This window comes from Gilliamella sp. B2969, from assembly GCF_026536195.1.
Lineage (GTDB): Bacteria > Pseudomonadota > Gammaproteobacteria > Enterobacterales > Orbaceae > Gilliamella.
The window spans coordinates 1-26,015 of record NZ_JAFNOP010000013.1; the positions used below are offsets into that span (position 1 = coordinate 1).

Below are 26,015 nucleotides of genomic sequence, written 5' to 3' on the forward strand. Positions count from 1 at the left end.
TTAAAGTTGTTTTACCATGGTCAACGTGGCCGATTGTACCAACGTTAACGTGGGGTTTTGTACGTTCAAATTTTTCTTTAGACATTTATCGTCCCTCAAATGTAATACAAATCGGTGGTGAATCACCACATTAACCAAGTATCATATTTAATATCAATATAATACTAACTTAAAATTAGCTCTGAATGATAACAGATAAAGCCATCGAGTGACAAGCTTTAAAGCAGTCAAATTCGATATTTTTAGAAGTTTAGGAGATTAACAAGAATGGTGCTGATAGGCAGATTTGAACTGCCGACCTCACCCTTACCAAGGGTGCGCTCTACCAACTGAGCTATATCAGCAATTGGAGCGGGCAGCGGGAATCGAACCCGCATCATCAGCTTGGAAGGCTGAGGTAATAGCCATTATACGATGCCCGCATGTTCAAACTCGGCTACCTAAATGCTTCAATTAGCTATTGCTAATATTAGATATGTGGTGGTGGGGGAAGGATTCGAACCTTCGAAGTGTGACACGGCAGATTTACAGTCTGCTCCCTTTGGCCGCTCGGGAACCCCACCCCGAATCTTTATAATTTTGTTTACTTAGGAAAATGGTGCCGGCTGCCGGAATCGAACTGGCGACCTACTGATTACAAGTCAGTTGCTCTACCTACTGAGCTAAGCCGGCCTAAGTGCTGCGCATTATGGACTAGAACATTTAAGCTTGCAAGCAAAAAAATCAAATTTTATTTTGTTTGCTTAAAAAAAAATCAAAAACATAAAAAAAACCTGAAATTTAAGCTATTTCAGGTTTTTATTTAATCAAAAATAATATTTTAAATTATTTCTTCTTAGCGACTTTTTTCTTTGATTCAACTGCTACACCTTTAGCGGCAGTATGCATTGCAACATCCTCGCTGATGTCACCTTTATCTTGATATGGACGTCCATAATAAGTATCAAGTAGAATTTGTTTTAATTCAGCAATTAGAGGATAACGCGGGTTTGCTCCAGTACATTGGTCATCAAAGGCATCCACAGCAAGTTGATCAACTTGCGCTAAAAATGCTTTTTCATCTACACCAAATTCTTTAATAGAAAACGGTATATCAAGCTCTATTCTAAGTTGATCTAGCCAAGCGATCAGTTTTTCAACTTTCTTCTCATCTTTATCACTTGCGGATGTTAATCCTAAATGGTCTGCAATTTCTGCATAACGACTTACCGCTTTAGGATAACCGTATTGGCTAAACGTACCTTGTTTAGTTGGTTTATCGGTTGCATTAAATCGCACTACATTACTAATAAGCATTGCATTAGCAAAACCATGAGGAATATGGAAAGCAGCGCCAATTTTATGCGCCATTGAGTGACAAACACCTAAAAATGCTTGAGCAAAAGCGACACCCGCTAATGTTGCCGCACTATGCACTTTTTCACGCGCAACAGGGTTTTTCGCACCATCTTTATAACTTGCAGGTAAATAAGTTTTTAACAAACTTAATGCTTGTAATGCTTGACCATCAGAAAACTCACTCGCCATGATAGACACATAAGCTTCTAAAGCATGAGTTACTGCATCATAACCACCCGCAGCACAAAGTGATTTTGGCATATTCATTACTAAATTAGCATCAACAATTGCCATGTTAGGCGTAATGGCATAATCGGCTAATGGATATTTTTGACCAGTTGCATCATCTGTTACCACGGCAAATGGTGTTACTTCAGAACCCGTACCCGATGTAGTTGCTACACAAATTAATTTAGCTTTTTTACCCATGTTAGGGAAGTGACAAGTACGTTTACGAATATCCATAAAACGCAACGCTAATTCATCAAATTTTGTTTCTGGGTGTTCATAAAGTACCCACATGATTTTAGCCGCATCCATTGGCGAACCACCACCCAAAGCAATAACAGTATCGGGTTGGAAGTCTGTCATTGATTGTGTTCCTTTACGAACAATACTTAACGTTGGATCAGCTTCAACATCAAAGAAGGTTTCGCAAATTACGCCTTGTGCTTCTAATTGATCAGTAATTTGTTTTGAATAACCGTTATTAAATAAAAATTTATCAGTAACTAAAAAGACGCGTTTTGCTCCTTGCTCAATTATTTCATTTAAAGCAACAGGTAGTGAGCCACGTTTAAAATAGATAGAACTTGGTAATTTATGCCATAACATATTTTCTGCTCTCTTAGCGATGGTTTTCTTGTTAAGTAAGTGTTTCGGTCCAACATTTTCAGATACCGAGTTACCCCCCCAAGAACCACAACCCAATGTTAAAGATGGCGCTAAATCAAAGTTATATAAATCACCAATACCACCATGTGCAGCTGGTTGGTTAATTAAGATACGACACGTTTTCATTTTGCTGCCAAAATAAGCAATTCGCTCACGATTACTATCTTGATCAGTATAAAGAACAGAGGTATGACCCATACCACCCATTTCAACTAATTTTTCGGCTTTTTCGACAGCTTCATTAAAATCTTTTGCTTTGAACATAGCCAATGTTGGTGAAAGTTTTTCATGCGCAAAAGGTTCTGACAAATCAACTTTAGTCACTTCACCGACAAGGACTTTTGCACCTGCCGGGGCTTTAAAGCCAGCCATTTCAGCAATCTTGGTTGCTGGTTGACCAACAATGTTAGCATTTAAAGCACCCTTATCATTTAAAATAATGCCTTGAACGGCTTTAGTTTCTTTAGCATTTAAAACATATGCACCATATTGTGTTAATAAACGTTTAACTTCATCGTACACAGAATCAACAACAACAATCGCTTGTTCAGATGCACAGATCATGCCGTTATCAAACGTTTTAGACATAAGTACAGAGGCAACAGCACGTTTTAAATCAGCCGTTTCATCAATAATAACTGGCGTATTACCTGCCCCAACACCTAGTGCTGGTTTACCTGAGCTGTAAGCCGCTTTAACCATACCTGGACCACCGGTTGCCAAAATAGCAGCAACATCATCGTGATGCATTAATGCATTCGATAATTCAATAGAAGGTTCATCAATCCAGCCAATAATATCTTTCGGCGCACCAGCTTTAATTGCAGCATTTAAGACGATTCGAGCAGCTTCAATAGTTGATTTTTTAGCTCTAGGATGTGGAGAAAAAACAATGGCGTTACGAGTTTTTAAGCTGATTAAAGATTTGAAAATTGCGGTAGAAGTAGGGTTGGTTGTTGGAACGATACCACAAATAATACCTAAAGGTTCAGCTAAGGTTATTGTTCCGTATGGTTCATTTTCTGCAACAACACCACATGTTTTATCATGTCGGTATTTATTTAGAATGTACTCAGCAGCAAATAAATTTTTAATGACTTTATCTTCTACTATTCCCATGCCTGATTCTTCTACAGCTTGTTGAGCTAGTGGGATTCTAGCTGCTGCAGCTGCTGTCGCGGCTGCGACGAAGATTTTGTCGACTTGCTCTTGAGTATAAGTTGAATAAGTTTCCTGTGCTTTTTTAACACGGGCCATTAACTCATTTAACTCATTCATGTTGGTTACTGCCATAGATTTCTCCTTGAAATTAAAAAAATAAATCTGGATCGTTTGGCTTCTTCCTTGAATTTTAAATGCTTCAGCATAACAACTAAACGAAATTGTCGTTATCCTAAATCAGTTTTTTACTTTATACAATAATATTGCACAAAAAATAAATATAGCAGACAAAATGAAAGTGATTAACAGAATAAATAACAACAAATATCGGTTATTTTTTTGATAAAAAACCATTTTTAGACAAAAATGGTCATGAGTTAACAATTAATGTTTAATATTAATAATATAGAGGGGTGTATCGTTATATTTTAGACAATTTATTTAACACATAACTAACTGCAACAAAACCAAAGGTTGCTGTAACGGTTGTAATTGCCCCAAAACCCGATGCACAATCCATTTTTTTCGCGCCGTCGGCATCACTTTTGGTAAAGCAAATTTGACCATTTTTAGCTGGATAAGTGAGTTGTTCGGTTGAGAAAACGCAAGGAATTGAATATTTACCTTTACTGTCTTTATTCAGTTTATAATCGTTTTTTAAGCGTTCGCGTAACTTAGCCGCTAATGGATCTTGAATCGTTTTGGCTAAATCAACGATCCTAATTTGGGTAGGATCTTTTTGACCGCCAGCCCCACCAATCGTTATCACCTTTAACTTCTGGCGTTTACAATATGCCAATACCGCAGCTTTATCACGGACACTATCAATTGCATCAATGATATAATCATAACGTGGTAACTGTTTGCTGCCTAAATAGTCGCTAACATTATCAACATTAATAAAATCATCGATCTCATTAACAATGCATTCAGGATTGATCTGCAAAATTCTATCAGCCATAACCGCTGTTTTGGCTTTGCCGATAGTTGTTGTTAAGGCATGAATTTGACGATTGGTATTGGTGACACAAACATCATCCATATCAATCAATGTAATTTGACCCACACCACTACGCGCTAGTGATTCAGCTACCCAAGAACCTACCCCACCTATGCCTATCACGCAGATATGGGCACGAGCAAAAGAAGCCAATGCAGATTCACCATATAACCGCGCAATTCCGCTAAAACGTTGAAAGTAACTTTCAGAAAATGTGTTACGCATAATCACCATTGTTATATCGAAATTTTGCAATACTAGCAGTGCATAACGATTAACGCAACTAACGCTGCTATTCTTGTCATTGATGTTATCAGTATTAGACTGGTAAATTAACTATTTACGTCCTAATTTCAATATCTCTTGTACCATTTGTTTAGTATGGGTTTGCATATATTTTACTAAATGGTCATTTTTTTCATTAAGTAGAATGAGATAAAAACGATTACGAGCCAAATGGGTTGATTCATCATAAGTACTGACAATTAAATAACCTATACCATTTTTTTCATCAGTTCCTACGGCATAATAAACGTTACCTTCTTGAGTGACTTTCGGATCAGATGAACGTATTGCGATTTGCAATTTAAAGAGTTTTTGAGCATCTTGAGCATTGGCAACGATATCATCCATAATGATGAAATAATCTTCATAATAGGTTGCTGATTTAGGATCTTGCATGTACATAATTGCACGCTTATCATTAGGATTACCTGAACCACTATCACGACTTTGATTATATATATAATAGGTTTTATTGTGGAAATCTAATTTTTTGGGTAAATCATAAGTTGGTAATTTTTGATTAATTACCGTTAACATCGGACCATAATTGCCAGGTTGATAATTACTTTCTAAAGCCCCACAACCAAACAATAATATTGAGATAAAACTGATTATAACTTTTTTCATTTTTGTTTCCTTTATGAGCTAAGTAAAAACACAATAAAATAATAAAATTTTACTACGACTTTACTTACTTGCTGATTTGCTATCCTTTTTTGTTATGGTTTAGAAAATTTGATTAATTCATCTATTAGCTTGGTGGTTTGAATTGGATTTATTGTTTGGTAAAAATCACTATTTTTTGCATCAATGTGCTACATTAAAGCCTCTATTACAACAAAGCCTTTTGCTTGGTCAAATTGTTGAGTATAGATATAGCGCCCATTTATTTTGGAATCAATACTTTCAACATATTTCACATTTTTGTAAGATTTAATTTCCGGATTTTCATTACCTCGTAGTTTTAATTGCGTTAAAAAAACTGTCATCGCATCTTGTTCATTATTGACAACTTCATACATAATAAAAATCCGAGCATTATCTACATCATTACTATAAAGCACGATCTGTCTTTCATTAGATTGCTGTGTTTTTTCTGTTTTATCTGTTTTTATTTTATTAAAATTCACATTGAAAAAATTTTTTGCTCAGATACTTGAATGGATGGCAATGCTTTATCGGAGCGAAGAATAAAAGTTTTATCTGATTGAGGTGCACTTAATACTTGATTAAATGATATGTTTAATACAAAGCATGCTGTAATAATAATTAAAAATCTTTTCATACACACCATTCTATTTGTTTGTTTAACAACCATACCTTTATGCTGATTATAAACTTTTTGAGTCTGTAAACAATTGATTATTCATTATCACTAAACGAAAGCATTTAACGTAAAATTAGCCGTTTTATTAGTTAACTTTATTTTTATACTGAAATGCATGTATTTCCTAAAACTTCTTTATAAAAGTACCATCATTGTTTTTACCAATTTGAAAATTGAAATCTTTCTCCCTATGATGAGCAATTGAACGGATATTATTTGCCATTTTACACCATTCAATCGGCGCTTTAACCTGGCTAAAAAATAAAAGGTTTAATCACATATTCGATATCGGTATGTGGCATAGCCACAACATAGGTTCAGTCAGTAGTACGGTTGAATATAACGATTCTCGTTGCTTAATAGCGAGTAAAAAGGAGTCTTACCCATAGCTTTCTAGTTTTAAAATAGGAAACGTAAAATCAAAAAATTGATCGGCATTGTCGTCGCGTTCATCTAACACAATGAAATTTTCAAAAAATAGTTGGTGGTTAGATTTATCTCCCATCTTATCCTACATATTGTGAAGCAAATTGCCAAACGCAGGCTTTACTGGTTACCACCTAAATTAAATCAACTTATTTTTTATATAGTTAATTTTAGAGAAGAAAAAATAAGGCTAATTGATTTGTTACCAAATAGTATCCATGTGATTGCTCGTCATAGGGGTAACCATAAAAAAGAAGAACAAGAAAATCGCGTTTTAGATTATCAGATAGAAATAATAGACAGAATGTTATGTGATACCTTGTCTTTTTCGATATACAAGGCATCACAAAATAATCGCTTAGTTTTTGAAGGAGTGAATTGGCGCAGGAATACGGCCGCCACGATTAATAAAATCGCATGAACTATATTTATTAACCGGCATAACGGGAGCATGACCAAGTAAACCACCAAATTCGATATTATCGCCAACCTTTAACCCAACAGCAGGAATAATTCTGACAGCAGTCGTTTTATGGTTGATAACACCAATTGCAGCCTCATCAGCAATGATTGCCGAAATAGTTTCGGCAGGCGTGTCGCCTGGAATCGCAATCATATCAAGTCCTACCGAACAAACACACGTCATTGCCTCGAGTTTTTCTAAATTCAGTGCGCCATTATTAACTGCATCTATCATACCAGCATCTTCAGAAACCGGAATAAATGCACCACTTAAACCACCCACATGACCACAAGCCATAACACCGCCTTTTTTAACAGCATCATTAAGCATAGCGAGTGCTGCTGTAGTGCCATGTGTACCAACAACTTCCAATCCCATTTCTTCTAAGATATGAGCAACAGAATCACCAATAGCAGGCGTTGGTGCTAATGATAAATCAACAATCCCAAATTTTACGCCTAAACGCTCAGAAGCTTCTTTACCAACAAGTTGCCCCATGCGGGTAATTTTAAAAGCGGTTTTTTTAATCGTTTCGGCAACGACATCAAAAGATTGGCCTTTTACTTTTTCCAGTGCGCGTTTAACCACACCTGGGCCACTGACGCCAACATTAATAACACAGTCAGCCTCACCAACGCCATGAAAAGCCCCTGCCATAAATGGGTTATCTTCAACCGCATTAGCAAAAACCACTAATTTTGCACAAGCCATACTGCTATTATTTGCAGTTAAACTAGCTGCTTGTTTGATAATTTGCCCCATCTGCTTAACTGCATCCATATTGATACCAGTTTGAGTTGAGCCGACATTAACCGATGAACATACACGTTCTGTTTGAGCTAATGCTTGCGGAATGGAGTTAATTAAAATTTCATCGCCTTTATGGTAACCTTTTTGCACTAAAGCCGAAAATCCACCAATAAAGTTAACCCCAACAGCTTTAGCTGCCGCATCAAGCGTTTTTGCAAACTCAACATAATCTTTATCGTCACTTGCACCTGCAATTAACGATATAGGTGTAACAGAGATGCGTTTATTGATAATAGGAATACCAAATTCTGAAGTGATCTCATCGCCAACTTTAACTAAATTTTTGGCAAGACGAGTAATTTTTTCAAAGATCTTTTGACGCGCTTTTTCACCATCACTATCAATGCAATCTAGTAGGGAAATACCCATGGTTATTGTGCGGATGTCAAGCTTCTCTTCCTCTATCATTTTAATGGTTTCGAGGATCTGTTTTGTTTCCATTAGTATTATCCTTCAGTAATGAGTATCAAATTTAGATTATAGGCGATGCATAGCATCAAAGATTTCTTCACGTTGAATATTGACTTTAACTTTCAGTTTTTCACCCGATTGAATTAATGCCGTTTTTACCTCATCAAAGCTCACTTTGATTTTAGATAAATCTAACAACATAATCATGGTAAAGTATTCATCCATAATAGTTTGGCTTACATCTAAAATATTAATATCCAATTCATAAAGCTTTTGACTAATACCTGCAATAATCCCTGTTTGATCTTTACCTATAACCGTTAAAATGGTTTTCATAACACTCTCCAGCACAATTTTTACACAGTTAAAAAATATTTATAGCGTTGATTATAATAACATCTTCAAAAATTATCGAAATAGGAGTAGATTGTTTTTTTTAGAAATAATAAAGACGATTACAACAAATTGAAAGGGCTGCATTATGGTAAATTTTCAAAAATCAAATAAATTGGATCATGTTTGTTATGATATTAGAGGACCTATTCTCGATCATGCCAAACGCCTAGAAGAAGAAGGGCAAACGATTCTTAAACTCAATATTGGAAATCCCGCCCCATTTGGTTTTAATGCGCCTGATGAACTCCTTGTTGATGTAATTCGTAATCTACCAACTTCGCAAGGATATTGTGATTCCAAAGGTCTTTACTCAGCCCGTAAAGCAGTTATGCAACATTATCAAGCAAGAGGGGTTTCAAATATTGATGTTGAGGATATCTATATTGGTAATGGTGTATCAGAATTAATCGTACAATCGATGCAAGCCTTACTAAATAGTGGCGATGAAGTGCTAGTACCTATGCCAGATTACCCATTATGGACAGCTGCAATTAGTCTATCTGGCGGAAATGCCATTCACTATTTATGCGATGAAGAGGCCAATTGGTCACCTGATTTAGAAGATATCAAACGAAAAATCACGCCAAAAACAAAAGGGATTGTTATCATCAATCCAAATAATCCAACAGGTGCGGTTTATAGCAAAGAAGTATTACTAGAAATTGCCGAAATTGCCCGTCAAAATAATTTGATTATTTTTGCTGACGAAATTTATGACAAAATTTTATATGATGATGCAGTCCATTATTCTATTGCTGCATTAGCCCCTGATTTATTTGTTGTCACCATGAGCGGCTTATCAAAAACTTACCGTGTTGCAGGCTTTAGACAAGGTTGGATGGCACTTTGTGGCCCTAAACAACATGTAAAAGGCTATATTGAAGGCTTAAATATGCTCGCTTCAATGCGACTATGTGCTAATGTACCATTACAACACGCTATTCAAGGTGCGCTTGGCGGCTACCAAAGTATTAATGAATTTATTGTTCCGGGTGGTCGACTTTATGACCAGTGCATGTTGGCATGGCGTTTACTTAATGATATACCCGGTGTTTCGTGTACTAAACCACAAGGCGCTTTATACTTATTTCCAAAACTTGATCAACAAAAATTCAATATCCATAATGATCAAAAATTAGTGTTAGACTTTTTATTGCAAGAAAAAGTATTGTTAGTACAAGGAACTGGATTTAACTGGCATAAACCCGATCATGTTAGAATTGTGGCTTTACCTCATACTGGTCAGCTTGAAGATGCTATTGGACGATTTGCTAAATTCTTATCTAGTTATAAACAATAAACAAAAAATTATCTACTTTAGGATTCTCCCCCCCTCTTTTTGCTGCTTGAGAATTAGAGGGGTTAAACAAAAACACTACAATCATATTTAATTAACTTAAAATCGTTTATTAATAAATTTTAATCGACACAAATTATCACTAACTAAATTTATCTATTACGGTTTAAACTTATTGTCTCAAATCTCGTTACACCAGCTGTACTGATACTTGCTCAACAAGATTATTTAAGAAATGATGCCAATATTCACTGCCAATTTATGCTAACGCCAATAAATCAGCTTGCCGCGAAGACTAACATTCTAATTGTTTGAATTAGTTGCTAAAAGAACATCTAAAATAGCATGATGATATAGGGTAATCACTATCAGCAGATTTTGTTAAAAAAGACGCTAAAGTTGAGTTTTTAACTCAATGTATTATAAAAAAGCGCTATCAAAAGCGCTTTAATCGAAAAATGAATCAAATTTATTTTTTGATTCCAGCAAGTTTTGCACGAATATTTTCTGCACGATCTTTTGACGATGGGTGTGTACTTAAAATTGAAGAACTATCACCTTGAGCAGCTAATTTATCAAATGCAGTAGCAAGTCCTGCTGGATTAATCTTTCTTTTCACTAAGAAATCGAACGAGTAGTCATCTGCAGCGGTTTCTTGTTTTTGTGAAAATTGTGAATTGATAACTTTTGCAGCTAAATCACCTAATTGTGATTGAGAAATTGATGAAACTACACTGTTTCCTGATGCCGCAGCAGCATCACGAGCAATTTCAGTAGTATAAGCCACTTGCATTGCTTTTTTGCTATGACCTAAAGCAACGTGACCTAATTCATGACCGAGTACACCTTCAACTTCATTATCGTTCATCAAGTCCATCAGACCGCTATATACACGCACACAACCATTTGCCATTGCCCACGCATTAACATCTTTAGTTAAATAAACTTTATAATTAACTGGTGTACCCTCAACATTATTACCAAGCGCTTTAGCAATTTTATTGAGTCGTTTAGTATAAGTACTATTAGCCGGTGCAATTTTTGATTGAGCATCCATTTGAGCACAAGCTTCTTGACTTAATTGCTTAACATCATTATCACTTAAAGTTACCGCTTTAAGACCTTTCATCCCCAAATTAACTGCATCATTTGGGTTGATGTTACAACCGACTAAAGACATTGCTGCAACCAAAGGTAGCGTAACTAATAATGTTTTTTGATGTTTCTTCATACTCTTTTTCCTTTCCTTATATTATTAATAATCAACTTTTATCTAATTTTCAGTTAGATTCCAAAAATTTTAAACTAACTTGAGTAATAATCAATAAATAATTGCTTGTTTTATACTAGAAAAAAGAATTACTTGCTTACCTATATCAGGAAGCTTAGACTATTGGGTCATTTTTTTGAGGTATATAATTATGCAATTATCTGATTTTGACTTCACTCTTCCCAAAGAACTTATAGCCAAGCACCCGTCAGAAACAAGAAGTGCATGCCGTCTGTTATCACTTGATGGTGCAACAGGTCAGATAGAACATGGCGTCTTTTCCGATATTATCGATAAAATCAATCCTGGCGATTTACTGGTTTTTAATAATACTCGAGTAATTCCTGCTCGGGTTTATGGTAAAAAAGCCTCTGGTGGTAAAATTGAGATCTTAATTGAACGATTGTTAGATAATCATCGCGCGCTAGCCCACATAAAAGCATCAAAATCACCTAAAGAAGGCGCTGAATTAATATTAGGCGAAGATGCATCGGTTAATGTAATTATGCTCGCTCGGCACGATAGTTTATTTGAACTACAATTTCCTGATGATGTGCTGACAATCTTAAATAAAATTGGCCATATACCATTACCGCCTTATATAGATAGGCCCGATGACAGCCATGATCGTGAAGTTTATCAAACCGTTTACAGTAAAATACCGGGAGCGGTTGCCGCCCCGACTGCCGGATTGCATTTTGATCAACCTTTATTAGAAAAATTAAAACAAAAAGGTATTGAGATGGCTTTTGTAACCTTACATGTTGGTGCCGGCACATTCCAACCCGTCAGAGTAGAAAATATAGAATCACATGTGATGCACGCTGAGTATGCACAAGTCCCGCAATCAGTAGTTGACGCTGTTTTAGCATGCAAAGCAAGAGGCAATAAAGTCATAGCAGTTGGAACAACCTCGGTTAGAGCACTGGAAAGCGCGGCACAAAAAACTGGTAAGATTGCACCATTTTTTAATGACACTCAAATATTTATCTATCCTGGTTATCACTTTAATGTTATCGATAGCTTAATTACTAATTTTCACTTACCTGAATCAACATTAATTATGCTGGTTTCTGCGTTTGCTGGTTATCAAAATACAATGAATGCTTATCAAGAAGCTGTCAAACAACAATATCGTTTTTTTAGTTATGGCGATGCTATGTTCATTACTAAACAAAATCAACAATAACAGTTACGATTATTTCAATCTTTTACCTATTGCCGATTGAATATCAAAATTAGGCAGGTCTTTTTTAACTAAACAAGTTGTCAAAGTTACTTGCCACTCATCTTATCTAAAATATTATTGATACGCTTTAAAGTTGAAGGATGTGAAGCTGGATCTTTTACAGCATGAATAGGCATTTTAGATAACATACCAACTAAACCAATAGGATCAATGTTTTGGTTAACTAATAAGTCAAAAGCATAATTATCTGCCTCTATTTCATGTTGCTGAGCAACAGCTTCTTTTTGGAAGATAACAATTTCATTCACTTTGTCAGCAAGTTCGATGTAAGAAGCTTGTTGAAACGAACTAACAAAATGTTGTAAAGCAATATGAGCCTGTTCATGAGCAATAACTGCTTGTAATTCAGCATCATTTAATAGTTTTATTAAACCACTATTTATGCGAATACAACCATTGGCTGTGGACCATGCATTTGGCTCAGTATCAAGATAGACTTTATAATTTAATTTAATATGATTAATCGTTTGTGGTAATGTTAAGGCGACTCTATTTAATCGTTGGCTCATTTTATGATAACTAGCAGGAATTACTGCTTTTTCATCCATTTCCATACAAGCAAGCTGGCTCATTGCCATAATATCAGAAGGCGATAACCGACTCGCTACATCAGCAGAAATTAATTTTAAGGTACTTTTATTGTGACTTTGACAACCTACCAAACAAAATAGCAATACATAAACGAGCCAAAATAACGACAAAAAACTTTTCACAAACGTCAAAAACCTTCTAAATATTGTCTAATACGGTCAGCCACGCTAAACTAGGCGCCGAAAAATCATAATACAATGACGTATTATATCAATAATTCGCGCCAAACTGTTTATTTGGTCGCAAGAGGTTAACAAAAAAATGAAATTTGAATTAGATAATACCGACGGCTTAGCGCGTCGTGGACGAATGAAGTTCGATCGCCGTGGCGTTGAATATACAGTTGAAACACCAGCATTTATGCCGGTGGGTACTTATGGTACCGTCAAAGGTATGACTCCCGAAGAAGTCGCTGCAACCGGCGCACAAATCCTATTGGGAAATACTTTCCATTTATGGTTAAGACCGGGACAAGCAATTATGCGTAAACATGGTGATTTACATGATTTTATGCAGTGGCCAGGTCCGATTCTAACCGACTCAGGCGGATTTCAAGTATTTAGCCTTGGTGATATCCGTAAAATTAAAGAAGAAGGTGTCTATTTTCGCAATCCAATTAATGGCGATTCTATTTTTCTTTCGCCAGAAATTTCGATGGAAATCCAATATGATCTTGGTTCAGATATTGTCATGATCTTTGATGAATGTGCCCCTTTTCCAGCAGAGTGGGACTATGTCAAAAAATCGATGGAAATGTCTTTACGCTGGGCAAAACGGAGTCGTCAACGCTTTGATGAACTCGGTAATAAAAATGCCTTGTTTGGTATTGTCCAAGGTGGCATCCATCAAGAATTACGAGACATTTCAATTAAAGGATTAACCGAAATTGGTTTTGATGGGTATGCTGTTGGCGGATTAGCTGTTGGCGAGCCAAAAGCCGACATGCATCGAATTTTAGAAGGGACTTGTCCACAATTACCTGCTGATAAACCTCGCTATTTAATGGGTGTGGGTAAACCAGAAGATTTAGTTGAAGGCGTTCGCCGTGGTATTGATATGTTCGATTGCGTCATGCCAACACGTAATGCCCGTAATGGTCATCTATTTGTGACTGATGGTGTGATAAAAATCCGTAATGCTAAATATAAAGATGACACAACACCACTTGATCCACATTGTGATTGTTACACCTGTAAAAATTACACCAAATCTTATCTTCATCATTTAGATAAATGTGGTGAGATTCTAGGCGCTCGTTTAAATACTATTCACAATTTACGCTATTATCAACGCTTAATGGCAGAGATTCGAGAAGCAGTTGCTAACAAACGTTATGAAGAATTTGTTACCGAATTTTATCAACGTATTGGCAAAACACCAGCACCTTTCTCTATATAATTAAGCAAAGCGCATAATTTTTTAATGTAACTATTGACAGTTTATGGTTAGCAAAGTATTATGCGCATCCTAACGGCGAGTAGCGCAGCTTGGTAGCGCAACTGGTTTGGGACCAGTGGGTCGGAGGTTCGAATCCTCTCTCGCCGACCAATTTTAAATAAAAAAGCCTGCTCATTGAGTAGGCTTTTTGCTATCAGCATTTTAAAAATAAAAATTTCTTCTTATATTCTCTTATTTAACACAAACAACTATAAACTTACTCTTGATTAAATCACTGGTACTTATGGAGATAATTTTGGCTCAACCAACTCATTGTTCTTATTTAATTTATTTGATATCAACGTCGCTATATATTATCCAATTTTTTGTAAGGTAATGCGACAGTCGTTAATGGTGGAAAGCTTACTTCACTAAATTCATTATTATTTCCATTTTTTCTTTTTTTTATACTCTTTCGGGCTTTCTAACCAGGATATTGGAAAAGGATAAATAATTAGAAATATACATGCTGATAATAAAAGAGGACCATAATCTTGATTAGAACGAACAATACGTTCAAGTTCACATGCAATTATAATTTGAGCAACTGAAGCAACATAATTAAAAACCAACATGATACGCCTTTGCCATTTCAAACGTTTGTTATAGTGATAATCACTTATTGTATATTTTCGAAAACGATAAGTAATAATAGGCAAAATTGAGAAAAAGTAATACGCAATGTAAATCAATATAATCATCTATGTTATTTTTCTAGTCGTTAATGGTGGAAAGCTCACTTCACTAAATTCATTATTATTTCCATTTTTTTTTCTTTTTTAAATACTCTTTTGGGCTTTCTAACCAGGATATTGAAAAAAAGTTATAAATAATTAGAAATATACATGCTGATAATAAAAGAGGACCATAATCTGGATTAGAACGAACGATACGTTCAAGTTTACATGCAATTATAACTTGAATAAGCAGAGCAATATAATGGAAAACCAACATAATACGCCTTTGCCATTTCAAACGTTTGTTATAGTGATAATCACTTACTGTATATTTTCTAAAACGATAAGCAATAATAATAGGTATAATTGAAATAAAGTAATACGCAATGTAAATCAATATAATCATCTTTGTTATTCCTTTTATTCAATATGGCCATCAAAATATTGCCGATATGTAGTACCATCTAAGCGCGTGCACAGCGAGTAATTAGGTTGATCATCTGCATCAGATTCATTACCTGTAATACGTATTACTATTGCACAACTATCTACAATTTTCTCTATATTATCAATCTGTTCTGGTTTTGAAATATATAGATTTGTCTCACTACTTTCATTGTCTTTAACTAATATATTTTCAGCCTCTTCATAAATTTTATATAATGATATAACATCACTCAATATTTCAGAACCTAACAACCATTTATTCATCTGTCTATAGGCTTGTATCAAATCCTTTCTACCATAATGAAATAATTTGAATTTCGTTGAATTAACACGATTGTATTTATTGATTGCAAAACTTTTATCAATTTTAGGAACTAATTTAAGTTTACCATGTACAGATATACCTATATCAACTAAATCATAAGCCAAAGAACCTGTCTCTTTAGACATTCCTAATCCTTCCGCCGCATCTTGATACGCAGATTTTAAAAAACCATCCTCGCCGGTAACCCCTTCTTGAATACTATTAACACCATGCGCGGCAACATATGTGCCAAGTATACAACCCACACCAGTTGTGCACATTGCAATCCCTGTCATTATCAAGCCTGCACCGCCTAAAACACTTAGTCCCCGATCTAGCCAGTACAGGCTTTGATCCCATAAACTCTTTTCTTCAGATTTTATCGCTTTTGAGCCTTGTTCATAACTCATCGCTCCGCTTTCGACTTGATTTACAATGTGCGTGGCGAAATTATCAATATCATCAATAAAATCTTGTTTTATATTGTCATGGTAAAGGTGTTTTTCACAAACTTCATGCGCACAATCAAGTAAATTTTGAGCGTCAAGACGAATCTTTGTTTTATCCTCATTTGATGCTACTAATGAATTAATTTGTGTGGGAATATCAGTTTGCGCGATTGTTGAGAATGTATTATTAATAGGTTTTGAGTTATTTGTATAATTGGGGGTTGCCACATCAACAAATATCAGACTTTTGGTTGCAATAATTCGATTAACACCTATAGGCCGGCAACCACAAGCAATAATACACCCATCATAAGCAGCTGGCTTGCCATCAATGATTAGTTTATCGGTCGCCTCAATAATTTTCCCAGAACCGTTACACTTAGGACATGAAGCATAATCGCCTAAACATGCTATAGCATCGAGGCGGTTAAAACCTAGAACTGATGACGAAATAACTTTACCACCAGTTGTAGTATCATCACCGATTACAGCAACTTTTTTACTCATTACAATATCTCAACTTAACAAATTCTTAACAATTAACACTATATCATATAAATCAAAAAACAAGCTTAAAAACTTTAATTATCTGTTTTTTATAGCAATAAACTTATTTTAATTTAGCGAAAAAATAACACGATTACTTATTTTTACATAATATCGTGCCCTAGGATGAAGAAGAAATCTTAATCTCAAAAATTAAACATACCCAATTTTTAATAGTTTGATTTATGTCACATTTAGTAATTATTAACGTTAGCCTTATTATTTACTGGTTATTTATTTGAAAACTGTGAAATGAATTTAAATATGGTTATCAATCAAGAGGGAGATTGTTTAAATCTGTTTTCCAATCATTATTATCGATATAATATTCGTAATCTAAAAAATATTTTTTTATCTATTCACTAAAAATGTTATCTGTATCACAAAACAGATAAATTTTAATTAACTTTGATAGCGCTATCACATTTCTATTATTTTTTAATTTTTATTATTTCCCAATATGTTAGTTTGTAAAAAAATACTTAAGGTATCGATTTTAATGGAGGAAAAATGTTAGATAAATGGTTAACTAACCAGACAGTTAATATTGTCGATTCCGTTGATGATTGGAAAGAAGCAATACAACTTTGTGCTAAGCCATTATTAGAAAGTAATGCCATTTCACCTAGTTATATCCAAGCTATTTTTCAACTACACCAATCCATTGGACCTTACTATGTTTTAGCACCAGGTATTGCCATGCCACATGCTAGACCAGAGCAAGGGGTGAATCAATTAGGTCTATCTATGCTATTAGTTAAACAAGGCGTTAATTTTAATTCGCAAGAAAATGATCCCGTCTATTTAATTACTTTATTAGCCGCGAGTGATAGTACCAGTCATATTGAAATGTTAACCCAATTAGCCGCGCTATTTGGCGAATCAAAAGATATGCAGAGAATTTTTCAAGCACAACAACGCGATGAAATTTTGGCTGTAGTTAAACACTATTAACTTTAATAAAAAATAAAAGGATAAACAAAATGAAAATTATGGCAGTTTGCGGTTCAGGCCTTGGTAGTAGTTTTATGGTTGAAATGAATATCAAAAAAGTTCTGAAAAAATTAAATGTTGATGCTGAAGTTACCCATGCGGATCTTGCTTCAGCAACCCCAGATCAAGCAGATTTATTTGTCATGACCAAGGATTTAGCGGCAAGCTCTGGCATTCCAGCGGACAAATTAGTTATTTTAAATAATATTATCGATATCAACGATTTAGAAGCAAAACTCGTTGAACATTTCGCTAAACATTAATGATATTATGAGGACTTGCTATGATACAAGAAATAGTAAAGTTTATTGTTGATATTTTAAAAGTACCTTCAATATTAGTTGGACTTATTGCCATGGTTGGGCTTATTGCTCAGCGCAAATCCTTTGCTGACACCGTCAAAGGTACCATTAAGACCATTTTAGGTTTTTTAGTATTAAGTGGTGGGGCAACCGTACTCATTAGTGCTATTACCCCATTAGGCATGATGTTTGAACAAGCGTTTAAATTACAGGGTATTATTCCAAATAATGAAGCTATTGTTTCAATGGCACTTAACGAGTATGGTGCAGCAACAGCGTTAATTATGGCCTTTGGTATGGTTGCCAATATTATCGTTGCGCGTTTTACTCGTTTAAAATTCATCTTCTTGACCGGTCACCATACTTTTTATATGGCTTGCATGATAAGTATTATATTAACGGTAGCGGGGTTTGAGGGATGGCAATTAGTCTTCACCGGATCATTAGTACTTGGCTTAATTATGGCCTTTTTCCCTGCACTCGCACAACCGCAAATGCGTAAAATAACCGGTAATGATGATGTCGCTTTTGGTCACTTTGGTACATTAGGTTACGTTTTAGCGGGTTGGCTTGGAATGGCAGTTGGTAAAGGATCTCGTTCAACCGAAGAGATGAATCTACCTAAAAATCTAAGTTTTTTACGTGACAGTTCGATTTCAATCTCATTAACCATGATGATTATCTATTTAATTCTTGCTATCTTTGCTGGCTCTAACTACGTCGAAACGACTTTAAGTAAAGGTGATAACTATCTCGTTTATGCCATTATAGAAGCCATTACTTTTGCCGCAGGTGTATTTATCATCCTACAAGGTGTACGCTTAATTCTAGCTGAGATTGTCCCTGCATTTACTGGTTTTTCTGAAAAATTAGTGCCGAATGCTAAACCCGCTTTAGACTGCCCTGTCGTATTTCCTTATGCACCAAATGCAGTATTAATTGGCTTTCTATGTAGTTTTTTAGGTGGATTAGTCGGACTATTTGTACTTGGACAATTAAACTTAGTATTAATTTTACCGGGCGTTGTACCGCATTTCTTCTGTGGGGCAACCGCTGGAGTATTTGGTAATGCAATGGGCGGCCGACGTGGTGCCATGCTTGGTGCATTTGCCAATGGATTATTGGTAACATTCTTACCTGTGATGTTATTACCAGTTTTAGGTTCACTTGGTTTTTCAAATACTACGTTTTCTGATGTTGATTTTTGTGGTGTCGGTATCATCCTCGGTAATATGGCAAAATGGTTTAATAAAGATGTGATAATGGCAATTATTGTAGCTATCTTCGCTTTACTCGTTATTTTCAACTATACGATAAAACCTAAAAATAGCAAAAACGATAAAGCATAACCAATATGCTTTATTTTATTCAAAAGCTATACCAGACTAAACCATAGTCTGGTATTTTTTTATGGGTGCATTATAGACTTACTAATAATTTATCGCTTATAGTTAATCATTATTACCTTACATTCGGCTATGCACAAAGCACCATGATAAGCTTTTTTTACTATCGATAAGCTATATTTGCCTTGAGTGTTTGACGGTTAGAATAATGACACAGACAATATATTTATAAGAAATAAGGAACAAATAATGACTACTAGCCAAGCTGAGAGTATTTTAGTCAATCCCAATATATTACTAAAAACTGCTAATAACAGTTATGCTAAAGATCTATATAATGTCATTGATTTTAATCGAAACTATTTTAGCCAATTCATGGCATGGCCTAAATTTGTGATAAACGAGTTAGATACAGCTCAATTTTTACAAGAGTGCTGGTTAAAACATCAACAAAATCAGAGTAAAACCTATGTCATTATACAAAATGATAGGGCTGTCGGTATATTGTCTTTCAATCAAATCGATGCTAACAATAAAACAGCTTATATTGGATATTGGCTTGATAGTCGAGCTGAAGGAAAAGGTGTTATGACTCAAGCAGTCCAAGCGCTTACCAACTACTATGCATCACAAAAAATTATTAAACGGTTTGTTATTAAATGTGCTGTTAGTAATATAAAAAGCAACGCTGTAGCAAAGCGTTGTGGTTTTAGTTATGAAGGAAGATTAAAACAAGCCGAATACTTAAATGGGATTTATCATGACCAAAATATTTATGGACTGATTTCAACTTATATGTAAAACAACAATGAACATCTGTCAGTAAAACTGAAAACTCAACGATTGTCATTTTTAATAACATAACCGGCAATTGCCGGTGTTGATCAAGTAATAGCCTGTTCGTTTAATATGCACTCATGCAATAATTATTTATTGATGATATAACCACAAATTGCTAACAGCAGTACCACAAATACAGTTGCTATAGCGATGAGGTATTGTGTTTTTGTTCGATATTTTTTCATCTCGCCAAGGGAGAGCTCTCTATTTTTATTCTTGCTATGATAATAATAGTATAATGGTAACCCAAGTAGAGTAAGTACTATTGATGCTATGCCATTAAACGTTTGATAAACCAACATGCCATAAATAACATAAATTGCACCAATGATCGCCATAATCGGAACTATCGGATAAGCAATCACTTTATAAGAACGCGGTATATCTGCATATTTTTTTCGCGCTATAATAACGCCAATAAACGTCAGCAAATAAAAAACCCATATTGAAAACATGGATATCTCGGATAGACGATCTGCATCAAGCAAGATTGAATATAAAAAGGCAAACACCACTAATACCGAGATCGCATTAACTGGTGAACGACTCGCTTCATCAAGTGTACTAAGATAACGAGCGCCAATAATCGTACCTCGTTCAGCCATACTAAAAATAGTACGAGATAATGTCATAATATACCCATTAATCCCACCCAAAATTGATACCATTATACCTACTGCCACTAAATTCCCACCTAAATGACCAAACATTCGTTGTGAGGCAACAGCCGAAGCATCATGGCCAAGGGTGACCATTTCTTGAACTGGAAATATTTTAAACAGTGCTATATTTATACAAGCATAAACAATAACTAAAAATATGATGCCTAAAATAATTGCTTTAGGTAAAACTTTTGCCGGATTATGAATTTCACCAGCAACCGAAGCAACTTGTGCCCATCCATCATAAGCAAACAAGGTCGCCAAAATCGCTACAGCGAAAGGTGCAAAAGTTTCAATACCCTGCCCACTAGCCCCAAATAAGGCAACTTGACCATTGCCCTTCCATAATCCAAATACAGCTAAGAGTAATATTGGGATTAATTTACAAACTGTAGCTAGCGTTTGTAAATACCCAGCCTGTTTAACACCAATTGCATTAATAAATGCAATAAAGCCTAATACGCCAGCGCTCACCGCCATACGATAACTATCATCTATATTAAATAACAAACAAAAAACTGAACTAAAATAACCAACTAACGCACCAACTAAAGAAGGCGCAAATAACACAGTTATCATCCAGCCATAAAGATGAGCAATTTTAGGGCCATAGATTTTTTCTAAATAAACGAGCATGCCACCTGTTTTTGGAAACATAACACCCAATTCACACAGCGTTAATCCCCCACAAATAGAAAAAATACCACCAATTATCCAAGCTAGCAGCGCATAATTATAATCACCAGCTACGGCTAATACGGCTGGTGGTTTCATAAAAGCGCCCGCCCCTAATACCATTCCTACAACTAACGACAATGCAGAAACTAAACCAAGATCTTTTCTTAATTTACTTTCTAGATTATGTTCTGACATAACTGTTCCCTTGAATATAAAAATACATCTACAAAATGGGCTTATATTAGGGATTTATTTATAAAACACAAGAAAGATTAATTTTAAAAAATTGGAAAGGCATAAAAATCAAGGTTATAAAAAAGTTAGCTAAACACTAACTTTTTTATTAATTGGTAAAATGAATATTAGTTTTTCTTTTTCATTTTCATATCAACCACCATACGACCGCGAATTTTACCTGCTTTCATTTCTTCGATCATTTCATTGATATCTTCGAGCGGCCTTTTCTCAACAATAGGCACCACTTTACCTTCAGCACTAAAACGAAATGCTTCCGCCAGATCTTCGCGCGTACCAACAAGCGAACCTAATACTTGTATACCATCTAATACTGTTTTGGGAATGCTTAAGTCCATGGTTTCGGAAGGTAAACCTAACGCAACAACTCGTCCTAATGGACGCACAGAATTAATTGCTTGATTAAAGCCTGTTTTAGTTACTGAAGTCACCACCGCACCATGAACCCCGCCATCAGTATGTTCTTTAATATAAGCGCCCACATCGTCAACCTTTTTCGGATTAACCACTAAATCAGCTCCTAATGTTTTACATAACGCTAACTGACTGTCACTATTGCTAATTGCGACAACTTTGTTATTAAAAACCTTTTTTCCATACTCAATAGCAAGTGTGCCTAACCCACCAATGCCAAACACGGCTAACCATTGACCGGGCTTTGTGTCTGCAACTTTAATACCTTTATAAGTGGTAACGCCGGCACAGGTGACACTGGTGGCTTGAGCAGGATCAAGCCCATCGGGGACTTTAACGGCATAATCAGCTTTAACAATGCATTGTTCTGCCATTCCACCATCGACACTATAACCCGAGTTAAGCGCATGGCGACAAAATGTTTCATTACCCGAAATACAGTATTCACATGTACCACAACCGGCATGAAACCATGCAATACTGACGCGATCGCCTATCTTTAAACTTTTTACATCAGGTGCAATTTTAGTCACAATCCCCACACCCTCATGCCCAATAACCCGCCCCGGTTTTTTACCAAAATCACCCGATGCAACATGAATATCGGTATGACAAAGTCCACAATATTCAACATCGACTAAAGCTTCACCTGCTTCTAAAGGGCGAAGAGAAATATCTTTGATGTCAACTTGCCCATCACACTCTTGTCTAATAACAGCAGCTTTCATTATATTCTCCTTGAAAAGTTTTAAGTTTAAAATGTAATGATTTTCATTTTAAACTAAATTTTTTCTAAAAATTTGATTAATTTCACAAATTTGCAAAAGAATAGGATTATTAAATAATCTTTATAAAAAAATGCCATCAAGCCAAATTAGATTAAAAAATGATAAAATAAAGCCGTTAACGTGAGTAGATGAATAAATGGATAAGTTGATAAAAAAGAGGAACAAAACTGTGTTTATTGTTCCTCTAATTTTAAATTGAGAAAAGTGAATATTAAGCAATATCTTTAGCGATATATTTTTGGCTATTATTTTTCATGGATAAATACAAACCAATTAACGCACCTAAGCCAAACAGCCCTACCACATAAATCGCAGGCGCCATTTTGCTAACAAAATCGCTAAAGAACGATATAAATAAAGGTGTTAATCCTCCGGCAATTGCATAGGCCATATTAAACGAAAATGAAACACCACTATAACGAATTTCAGCAGGAAACACTTTAACCATAAAATAAGCAAACGAGCCAACAATACCAACACCAAAACCAGCTAAAGGATAAGTGATTAATAAAAGATGCGGGTTATCTAATGAAAAATAGAAAATTGAAATTATAGCAACAGCAATAAGACAGCCAATAAATAACACTTTACCCATAGCAAATCTATCCATCATCATGCCATAAAAAGTGCAACTCATGATTAGTCCAATAATAGCGAGTATATTACCTTGCAATGCATCAATAGCAGAAAATCCAAACTGCTTTTGCAATAAAATTGGGGTCATTAACATAATAACCATAATACCTGCCGATAATACCCAAGTAAGTAGCATAGATAAAATAGTTTGAGGTAAATACTGAGTTAATACTGTTATAACTGGAATTTTTTTTGCTAATTCTTGTTGCTTTCGTTTTTGTATTTCTAGAAAAATTGGCGTTTCTTTCAACCAACGACGTAAATACATGGCGATTAAACCAAATATCCCGCCAATAATAAATGGAATCCGCCAACCCCAATCACTCATTTGTTCGGGTGAAATGCTTTTATTCATTACAGTTGAAACCAGTGAACCAAGCAAAATGCCCAAACTTAAACCACTTGTTAATATTCCACAAGCTAAGCCAATTTTATTATTGGGAACATGCTCGGCAACAAACGTCCAAGCACCAGGCACCTCCCCGCCCACAGCAAGACCTTGGCACAGTCGCATAATTAATAACAAAATAGGCGCTAAAATGCCAATATTAGTATAAGTCGGTAAACAACCAATGAATAGTGTAGGTAATGCCATTAAAAGAATGCTTAACGTAAACATCCGTTTGCGACCAAATAAATCGCCAAAATGTGCCATAACAATGCCACCAAATGGACGAATTAAATAGCCTGCCGCAAAAATCCCAAATGTTTGCACTTGACTTAACCATGCTGGCATATCATCCGGAAAAAAAAGATGGCTAATAATAATGGAAAAAAAGACAAATATAATAAAATCATAAAACTCTAATGCACCACCTAGTGCTGATAAAGCCAAAGTTTTATAGTCTTGATTGTTTAAGGTTCGAGTTGGCGTCGCGTTTTGTGCGTATGACATGATTATCCTTGTAAAGTATATTTTACACATAGTCTATTATTGTGTACTAATATACCTCAACACAATTTTTTTGGAAGAAAAATATCAAATAATACGCCAATTTACATTGTATAACGCTTAAAACTAACTTGTGCATATTGCTCTTTTATTGTCCTGATAAAATGATGATAATAAACTGCAATTTATTAAATTATGTATATAATCTAAACTAGCACTAAATGATTAATAAATCGTCGCGAAAAGAAACTACAATCATAAAATCTTTTTAAATGGAGAGTTATAAAATGGGTATAAAACGTATTTCTCGTGGAAAATTCACTCGCATGCAACAGTTATCAAACCAAGATGGCGTTATTGCGGCACTAGCAATCGACCAACGTGGTTCAATGGTAAAAATGATGGAAGCGGCTGTTGGTAAAGATCGTTATAATGTTGAAATGGTCTATGAATTTAAAGAACTTGTTTCACAAGAATTAACAAAATATGTGAGTGCAATTTTGTTAGATGAAGAATATGGCTTTAAAGGTATGGCTAAAAAAAATAAGGATGCGGGATTAATCATTTCTTATGAGAAAACCGGTTATGATGCAAACACGCCTGGCCGTTTACCTGATGTTTTACCTGAAGACTCTCTACAACGATTATTGAAAAAAGGGGCTGATGCAGCAAAAGTATTAGTTTATTATAATCCCGATGATCCTAAAGATATTTTAGAGAAAAAACATGCCTTTCTAGAACGTGTTGGTACAGAAGCCAGAGCTGCCGATATTCCATTATTTGTCGAACCAATTGTCTATGATAATGTCGTGACCGATGATAAAAGCCCTGAGTTTGCCAAAATAAAACCACAAAAAGTGATTAACACCATTAAAGAATTCACTAAAAACCAATATTACATTGATGTACTTAAAGTTGAAGTACCCGTGTTGTTTAAAAATGTAGAAGGATTTAATGATAACAACGTAGTTGTCTATACTCAAAAACAAGCTGCCGATTATTTTAAACAAGCTAGCGATGCGGCAACTCGTCCATTTATCTATTTAAGTGCGGGCGTACCAACAAAAACGTTCCATCAAGAATTAATTTTTGCTGGTGAGAATGGCGCTAAATATAGTGGTATTTTAGGTGGTCGTGCAACATGGTTTGAAGGCGTTGCGGCTTATGCTAAAGACGGTAAAGAGGGTTTAAAACGCTGGTTAGATCAAACTGGTCGTGAAAATGTTGAGCACCTTAACAAAATTTTAAAACAATACGCTACACCTTGGTATGATATCTATGGTGGTAAAGACAGTATTGAAGTAATTGATCTAAAATTAGGTGACTAATGTAAATCAATAAATTAACACTCATCACCTAAACGTGATGAGTGAATTAATGAAAGAACAAAATTGATAGTGATATTCTTCAACCTCTCGTTAAATATCTTCC

Annotated in this window: 24 protein-coding genes and 5 tRNA genes; 9 read left to right on the forward strand and 20 right to left on the reverse strand. The window is 35.1% G+C overall.

What is annotated here, in order from left to right; all coding sequences use genetic code 11:
- The 12 genes from J3U66_RS11305 to J3U66_RS11360 form a co-directional block, all read right to left on the reverse strand.
- On the reverse strand, positions 1 to 85 hold an 85-nt coding region (locus J3U66_RS11305), incomplete at its 3' end, for a GTP-binding protein (protein WP_010312103.1).
- Between the two features lie 183 nt (positions 86 to 268).
- Positions 269 to 344: transfer RNA gene (locus J3U66_RS11310), tRNA-Thr, on the reverse strand.
- A 3-nt stretch (positions 345 to 347) separates the two neighbouring features.
- Positions 348 to 422, reverse strand: a tRNA-Gly gene (locus tag J3U66_RS11315).
- A gap of 56 nt (positions 423 to 478) precedes the next feature.
- Positions 479 to 563, reverse strand: a tRNA-Tyr gene (locus tag J3U66_RS11320).
- A gap of 33 nt (positions 564 to 596) precedes the next feature.
- Positions 597 to 672 (reverse strand) — tRNA-Thr (locus J3U66_RS11325).
- A 153-nt stretch (positions 673 to 825) separates the two neighbouring features.
- Entirely contained in the window at positions 826 to 3,525 is a 2,700-nt protein-coding gene (adhE, locus tag J3U66_RS11330) for a bifunctional acetaldehyde-CoA/alcohol dehydrogenase (protein WP_267349047.1), read from the reverse strand.
- Between the two features lie 289 nt (positions 3,526 to 3,814).
- Positions 3,815 to 4,618 (reverse strand): tRNA cyclic N6-threonylcarbamoyladenosine(37) synthase TcdA, encoded by an 804-nt coding sequence (gene tcdA / locus J3U66_RS11335; protein WP_267344655.1) that lies wholly within the window; start codon positions 4,616 to 4,618, stop codon positions 3,815 to 3,817.
- Positions 4,619 to 4,729: 111 nt separating this feature from the next.
- Positions 4,730 to 5,305, reverse strand: coding sequence for a hypothetical protein (locus J3U66_RS11340; RefSeq protein WP_267349048.1), 576 nt, complete (start codon positions 5,303 to 5,305; stop codon positions 4,730 to 4,732).
- 188 nt (positions 5,306 to 5,493) lie between these two features.
- A complete protein-coding gene (locus J3U66_RS11345; RefSeq protein WP_267349049.1) occupies positions 5,494 to 5,808 on the reverse strand; it encodes a hypothetical protein in 315 nt (104 codons plus the stop codon).
- Between the two features lie 576 nt (positions 5,809 to 6,384).
- Positions 6,385 to 6,510, reverse strand: coding sequence for a hypothetical protein (locus J3U66_RS11350; protein WP_267349051.1), 126 nt, complete (start codon positions 6,508 to 6,510; stop codon positions 6,385 to 6,387).
- Between the two features lie 279 nt (positions 6,511 to 6,789).
- Positions 6,790 to 8,145 carry a PFL family protein gene (locus tag J3U66_RS11355; RefSeq protein WP_065634041.1) on the reverse strand — a complete coding sequence of 452 codons (1,356 nt, stop codon included), beginning with the start codon at positions 8,143 to 8,145 and terminating at the stop codon, positions 6,790 to 6,792.
- A gap of 36 nt (positions 8,146 to 8,181) precedes the next feature.
- On the reverse strand, positions 8,182 to 8,451 hold the full coding sequence (locus J3U66_RS11360; protein WP_065634040.1) for an ACT domain-containing protein: 270 nt from the start codon (positions 8,449 to 8,451) through the stop codon (positions 8,182 to 8,184).
- Between the two features lie 145 nt (positions 8,452 to 8,596).
- Between J3U66_RS11360 and J3U66_RS11365 the strand changes: the two genes are divergently transcribed.
- Positions 8,597 to 9,811, forward strand: a complete 1,215-nt coding sequence (locus J3U66_RS11365; RefSeq protein ID WP_267334322.1) for a pyridoxal phosphate-dependent aminotransferase — start codon at positions 8,597 to 8,599, stop codon at positions 9,809 to 9,811.
- A 466-nt stretch (positions 9,812 to 10,277) separates the two neighbouring features.
- Here the strand turns inward: J3U66_RS11365 and J3U66_RS11370 are convergent, their stop codons facing one another.
- Positions 10,278 to 11,039, reverse strand: a complete 762-nt coding sequence (locus tag J3U66_RS11370) for a M48 family metallopeptidase (RefSeq protein WP_267334321.1) — start codon at positions 11,037 to 11,039, stop codon at positions 10,278 to 10,280.
- Between the two features lie 190 nt (positions 11,040 to 11,229).
- Between J3U66_RS11370 and queA the strand changes: the two genes are divergently transcribed.
- The gene (gene queA / locus J3U66_RS11375) at positions 11,230 to 12,267 is read left to right on the forward strand and encodes a tRNA preQ1(34) S-adenosylmethionine ribosyltransferase-isomerase QueA (protein WP_267344661.1); all 1,038 of its coding nucleotides are present in this window, start codon (positions 11,230 to 11,232) and stop codon (positions 12,265 to 12,267) included.
- A gap of 86 nt (positions 12,268 to 12,353) precedes the next feature.
- On the opposite strand, the gene J3U66_RS11380 is transcribed toward queA, so the two are convergent.
- Complete coding sequence (locus J3U66_RS11380) at positions 12,354 to 13,040, reverse strand: M48 family metalloprotease (RefSeq protein ID WP_267344662.1); 687 nt, start codon at positions 13,038 to 13,040, stop codon at positions 12,354 to 12,356.
- A gap of 139 nt (positions 13,041 to 13,179) precedes the next feature.
- Here J3U66_RS11380 and tgt point away from each other — a divergent pair, with 139 nt between their 5' ends.
- Entirely contained in the window at positions 13,180 to 14,316 is a 1,137-nt protein-coding gene (tgt, locus tag J3U66_RS11385) for a tRNA guanosine(34) transglycosylase Tgt (RefSeq protein WP_267334318.1), read from the forward strand.
- A 73-nt stretch (positions 14,317 to 14,389) separates the two neighbouring features.
- Positions 14,390 to 14,466 (forward strand) — tRNA-Pro (locus J3U66_RS11390).
- A 272-nt stretch (positions 14,467 to 14,738) separates the two neighbouring features.
- On the opposite strand, the gene J3U66_RS11395 is transcribed toward J3U66_RS11390, so the two are convergent.
- The 3 genes from J3U66_RS11395 to J3U66_RS11405 form a co-directional block, all read right to left on the reverse strand.
- Positions 14,739 to 14,930 carry a hypothetical protein gene (locus tag J3U66_RS11395; protein ID WP_267349053.1) on the reverse strand — a complete coding sequence of 64 codons (192 nt, stop codon included), beginning with the start codon at positions 14,928 to 14,930 and terminating at the stop codon, positions 14,739 to 14,741.
- A gap of 181 nt (positions 14,931 to 15,111) precedes the next feature.
- Positions 15,112 to 15,429, reverse strand: coding sequence for a hypothetical protein (locus J3U66_RS11400; protein ID WP_267349055.1), 318 nt, complete (start codon positions 15,427 to 15,429; stop codon positions 15,112 to 15,114).
- A 23-nt stretch (positions 15,430 to 15,452) separates the two neighbouring features.
- Positions 15,453 to 16,739 carry a PAAR domain-containing protein gene (locus tag J3U66_RS11405; protein ID WP_267349056.1) on the reverse strand — a complete coding sequence of 429 codons (1,287 nt, stop codon included), beginning with the start codon at positions 16,737 to 16,739 and terminating at the stop codon, positions 15,453 to 15,455.
- A gap of 549 nt (positions 16,740 to 17,288) precedes the next feature.
- Between J3U66_RS11405 and J3U66_RS11410 the strand changes: the two genes are divergently transcribed.
- The 4 genes from J3U66_RS11410 (at position 17,289) to rimL (ending at position 20,220) form a co-directional block, all read left to right on the forward strand.
- Positions 17,289 to 17,732 carry a PTS sugar transporter subunit IIA gene (locus J3U66_RS11410; protein WP_267334316.1) on the forward strand — a complete coding sequence of 148 codons (444 nt, stop codon included), beginning with the start codon at positions 17,289 to 17,291 and terminating at the stop codon, positions 17,730 to 17,732.
- 29 nt (positions 17,733 to 17,761) lie between these two features.
- Positions 17,762 to 18,034, forward strand: coding sequence for a PTS sugar transporter subunit IIB (locus J3U66_RS11415; protein WP_065634032.1), 273 nt, complete (start codon positions 17,762 to 17,764; stop codon positions 18,032 to 18,034).
- 20 nt (positions 18,035 to 18,054) lie between these two features.
- Entirely contained in the window at positions 18,055 to 19,422 is a 1,368-nt protein-coding gene (locus J3U66_RS11420; RefSeq protein ID WP_267344668.1) for a PTS ascorbate transporter subunit IIC, read from the forward strand.
- A 246-nt stretch (positions 19,423 to 19,668) separates the two neighbouring features.
- The gene (gene rimL, locus J3U66_RS11425; RefSeq protein WP_267334314.1) at positions 19,669 to 20,220 is read left to right on the forward strand and encodes a 50S ribosomal protein L7/L12-serine acetyltransferase; all 552 of its coding nucleotides are present in this window, start codon (positions 19,669 to 19,671) and stop codon (positions 20,218 to 20,220) included.
- Between the two features lie 125 nt (positions 20,221 to 20,345).
- On the opposite strand, the gene J3U66_RS11430 is transcribed toward rimL, so the two are convergent.
- The 3 genes from J3U66_RS11430 to J3U66_RS11440 form a co-directional block, all read right to left on the reverse strand.
- A complete protein-coding gene (locus tag J3U66_RS11430; protein ID WP_267334313.1) occupies positions 20,346 to 21,794 on the reverse strand; it encodes an APC family permease in 1,449 nt (482 codons plus the stop codon).
- A gap of 167 nt (positions 21,795 to 21,961) precedes the next feature.
- Positions 21,962 to 22,996, reverse strand: a complete 1,035-nt coding sequence (gene adhP, locus J3U66_RS11435; RefSeq protein ID WP_267334312.1) for an alcohol dehydrogenase AdhP — start codon at positions 22,994 to 22,996, stop codon at positions 21,962 to 21,964.
- Positions 22,997 to 23,267: 271 nt separating this feature from the next.
- The gene (locus J3U66_RS11440; protein ID WP_267349057.1) at positions 23,268 to 24,587 is read right to left on the reverse strand and encodes an MFS transporter; all 1,320 of its coding nucleotides are present in this window, start codon (positions 24,585 to 24,587) and stop codon (positions 23,268 to 23,270) included.
- Positions 24,588 to 24,877: 290 nt separating this feature from the next.
- On the opposite strand from J3U66_RS11440, the gene J3U66_RS11445 reads away from it, so the two are divergent.
- Positions 24,878 to 25,912, forward strand: a complete 1,035-nt coding sequence (locus tag J3U66_RS11445; protein WP_416379612.1) for a tagatose 1,6-diphosphate aldolase — start codon at positions 24,878 to 24,880, stop codon at positions 25,910 to 25,912.
- Positions 25,913 to 26,015: the final 103 nt, after the last annotated feature.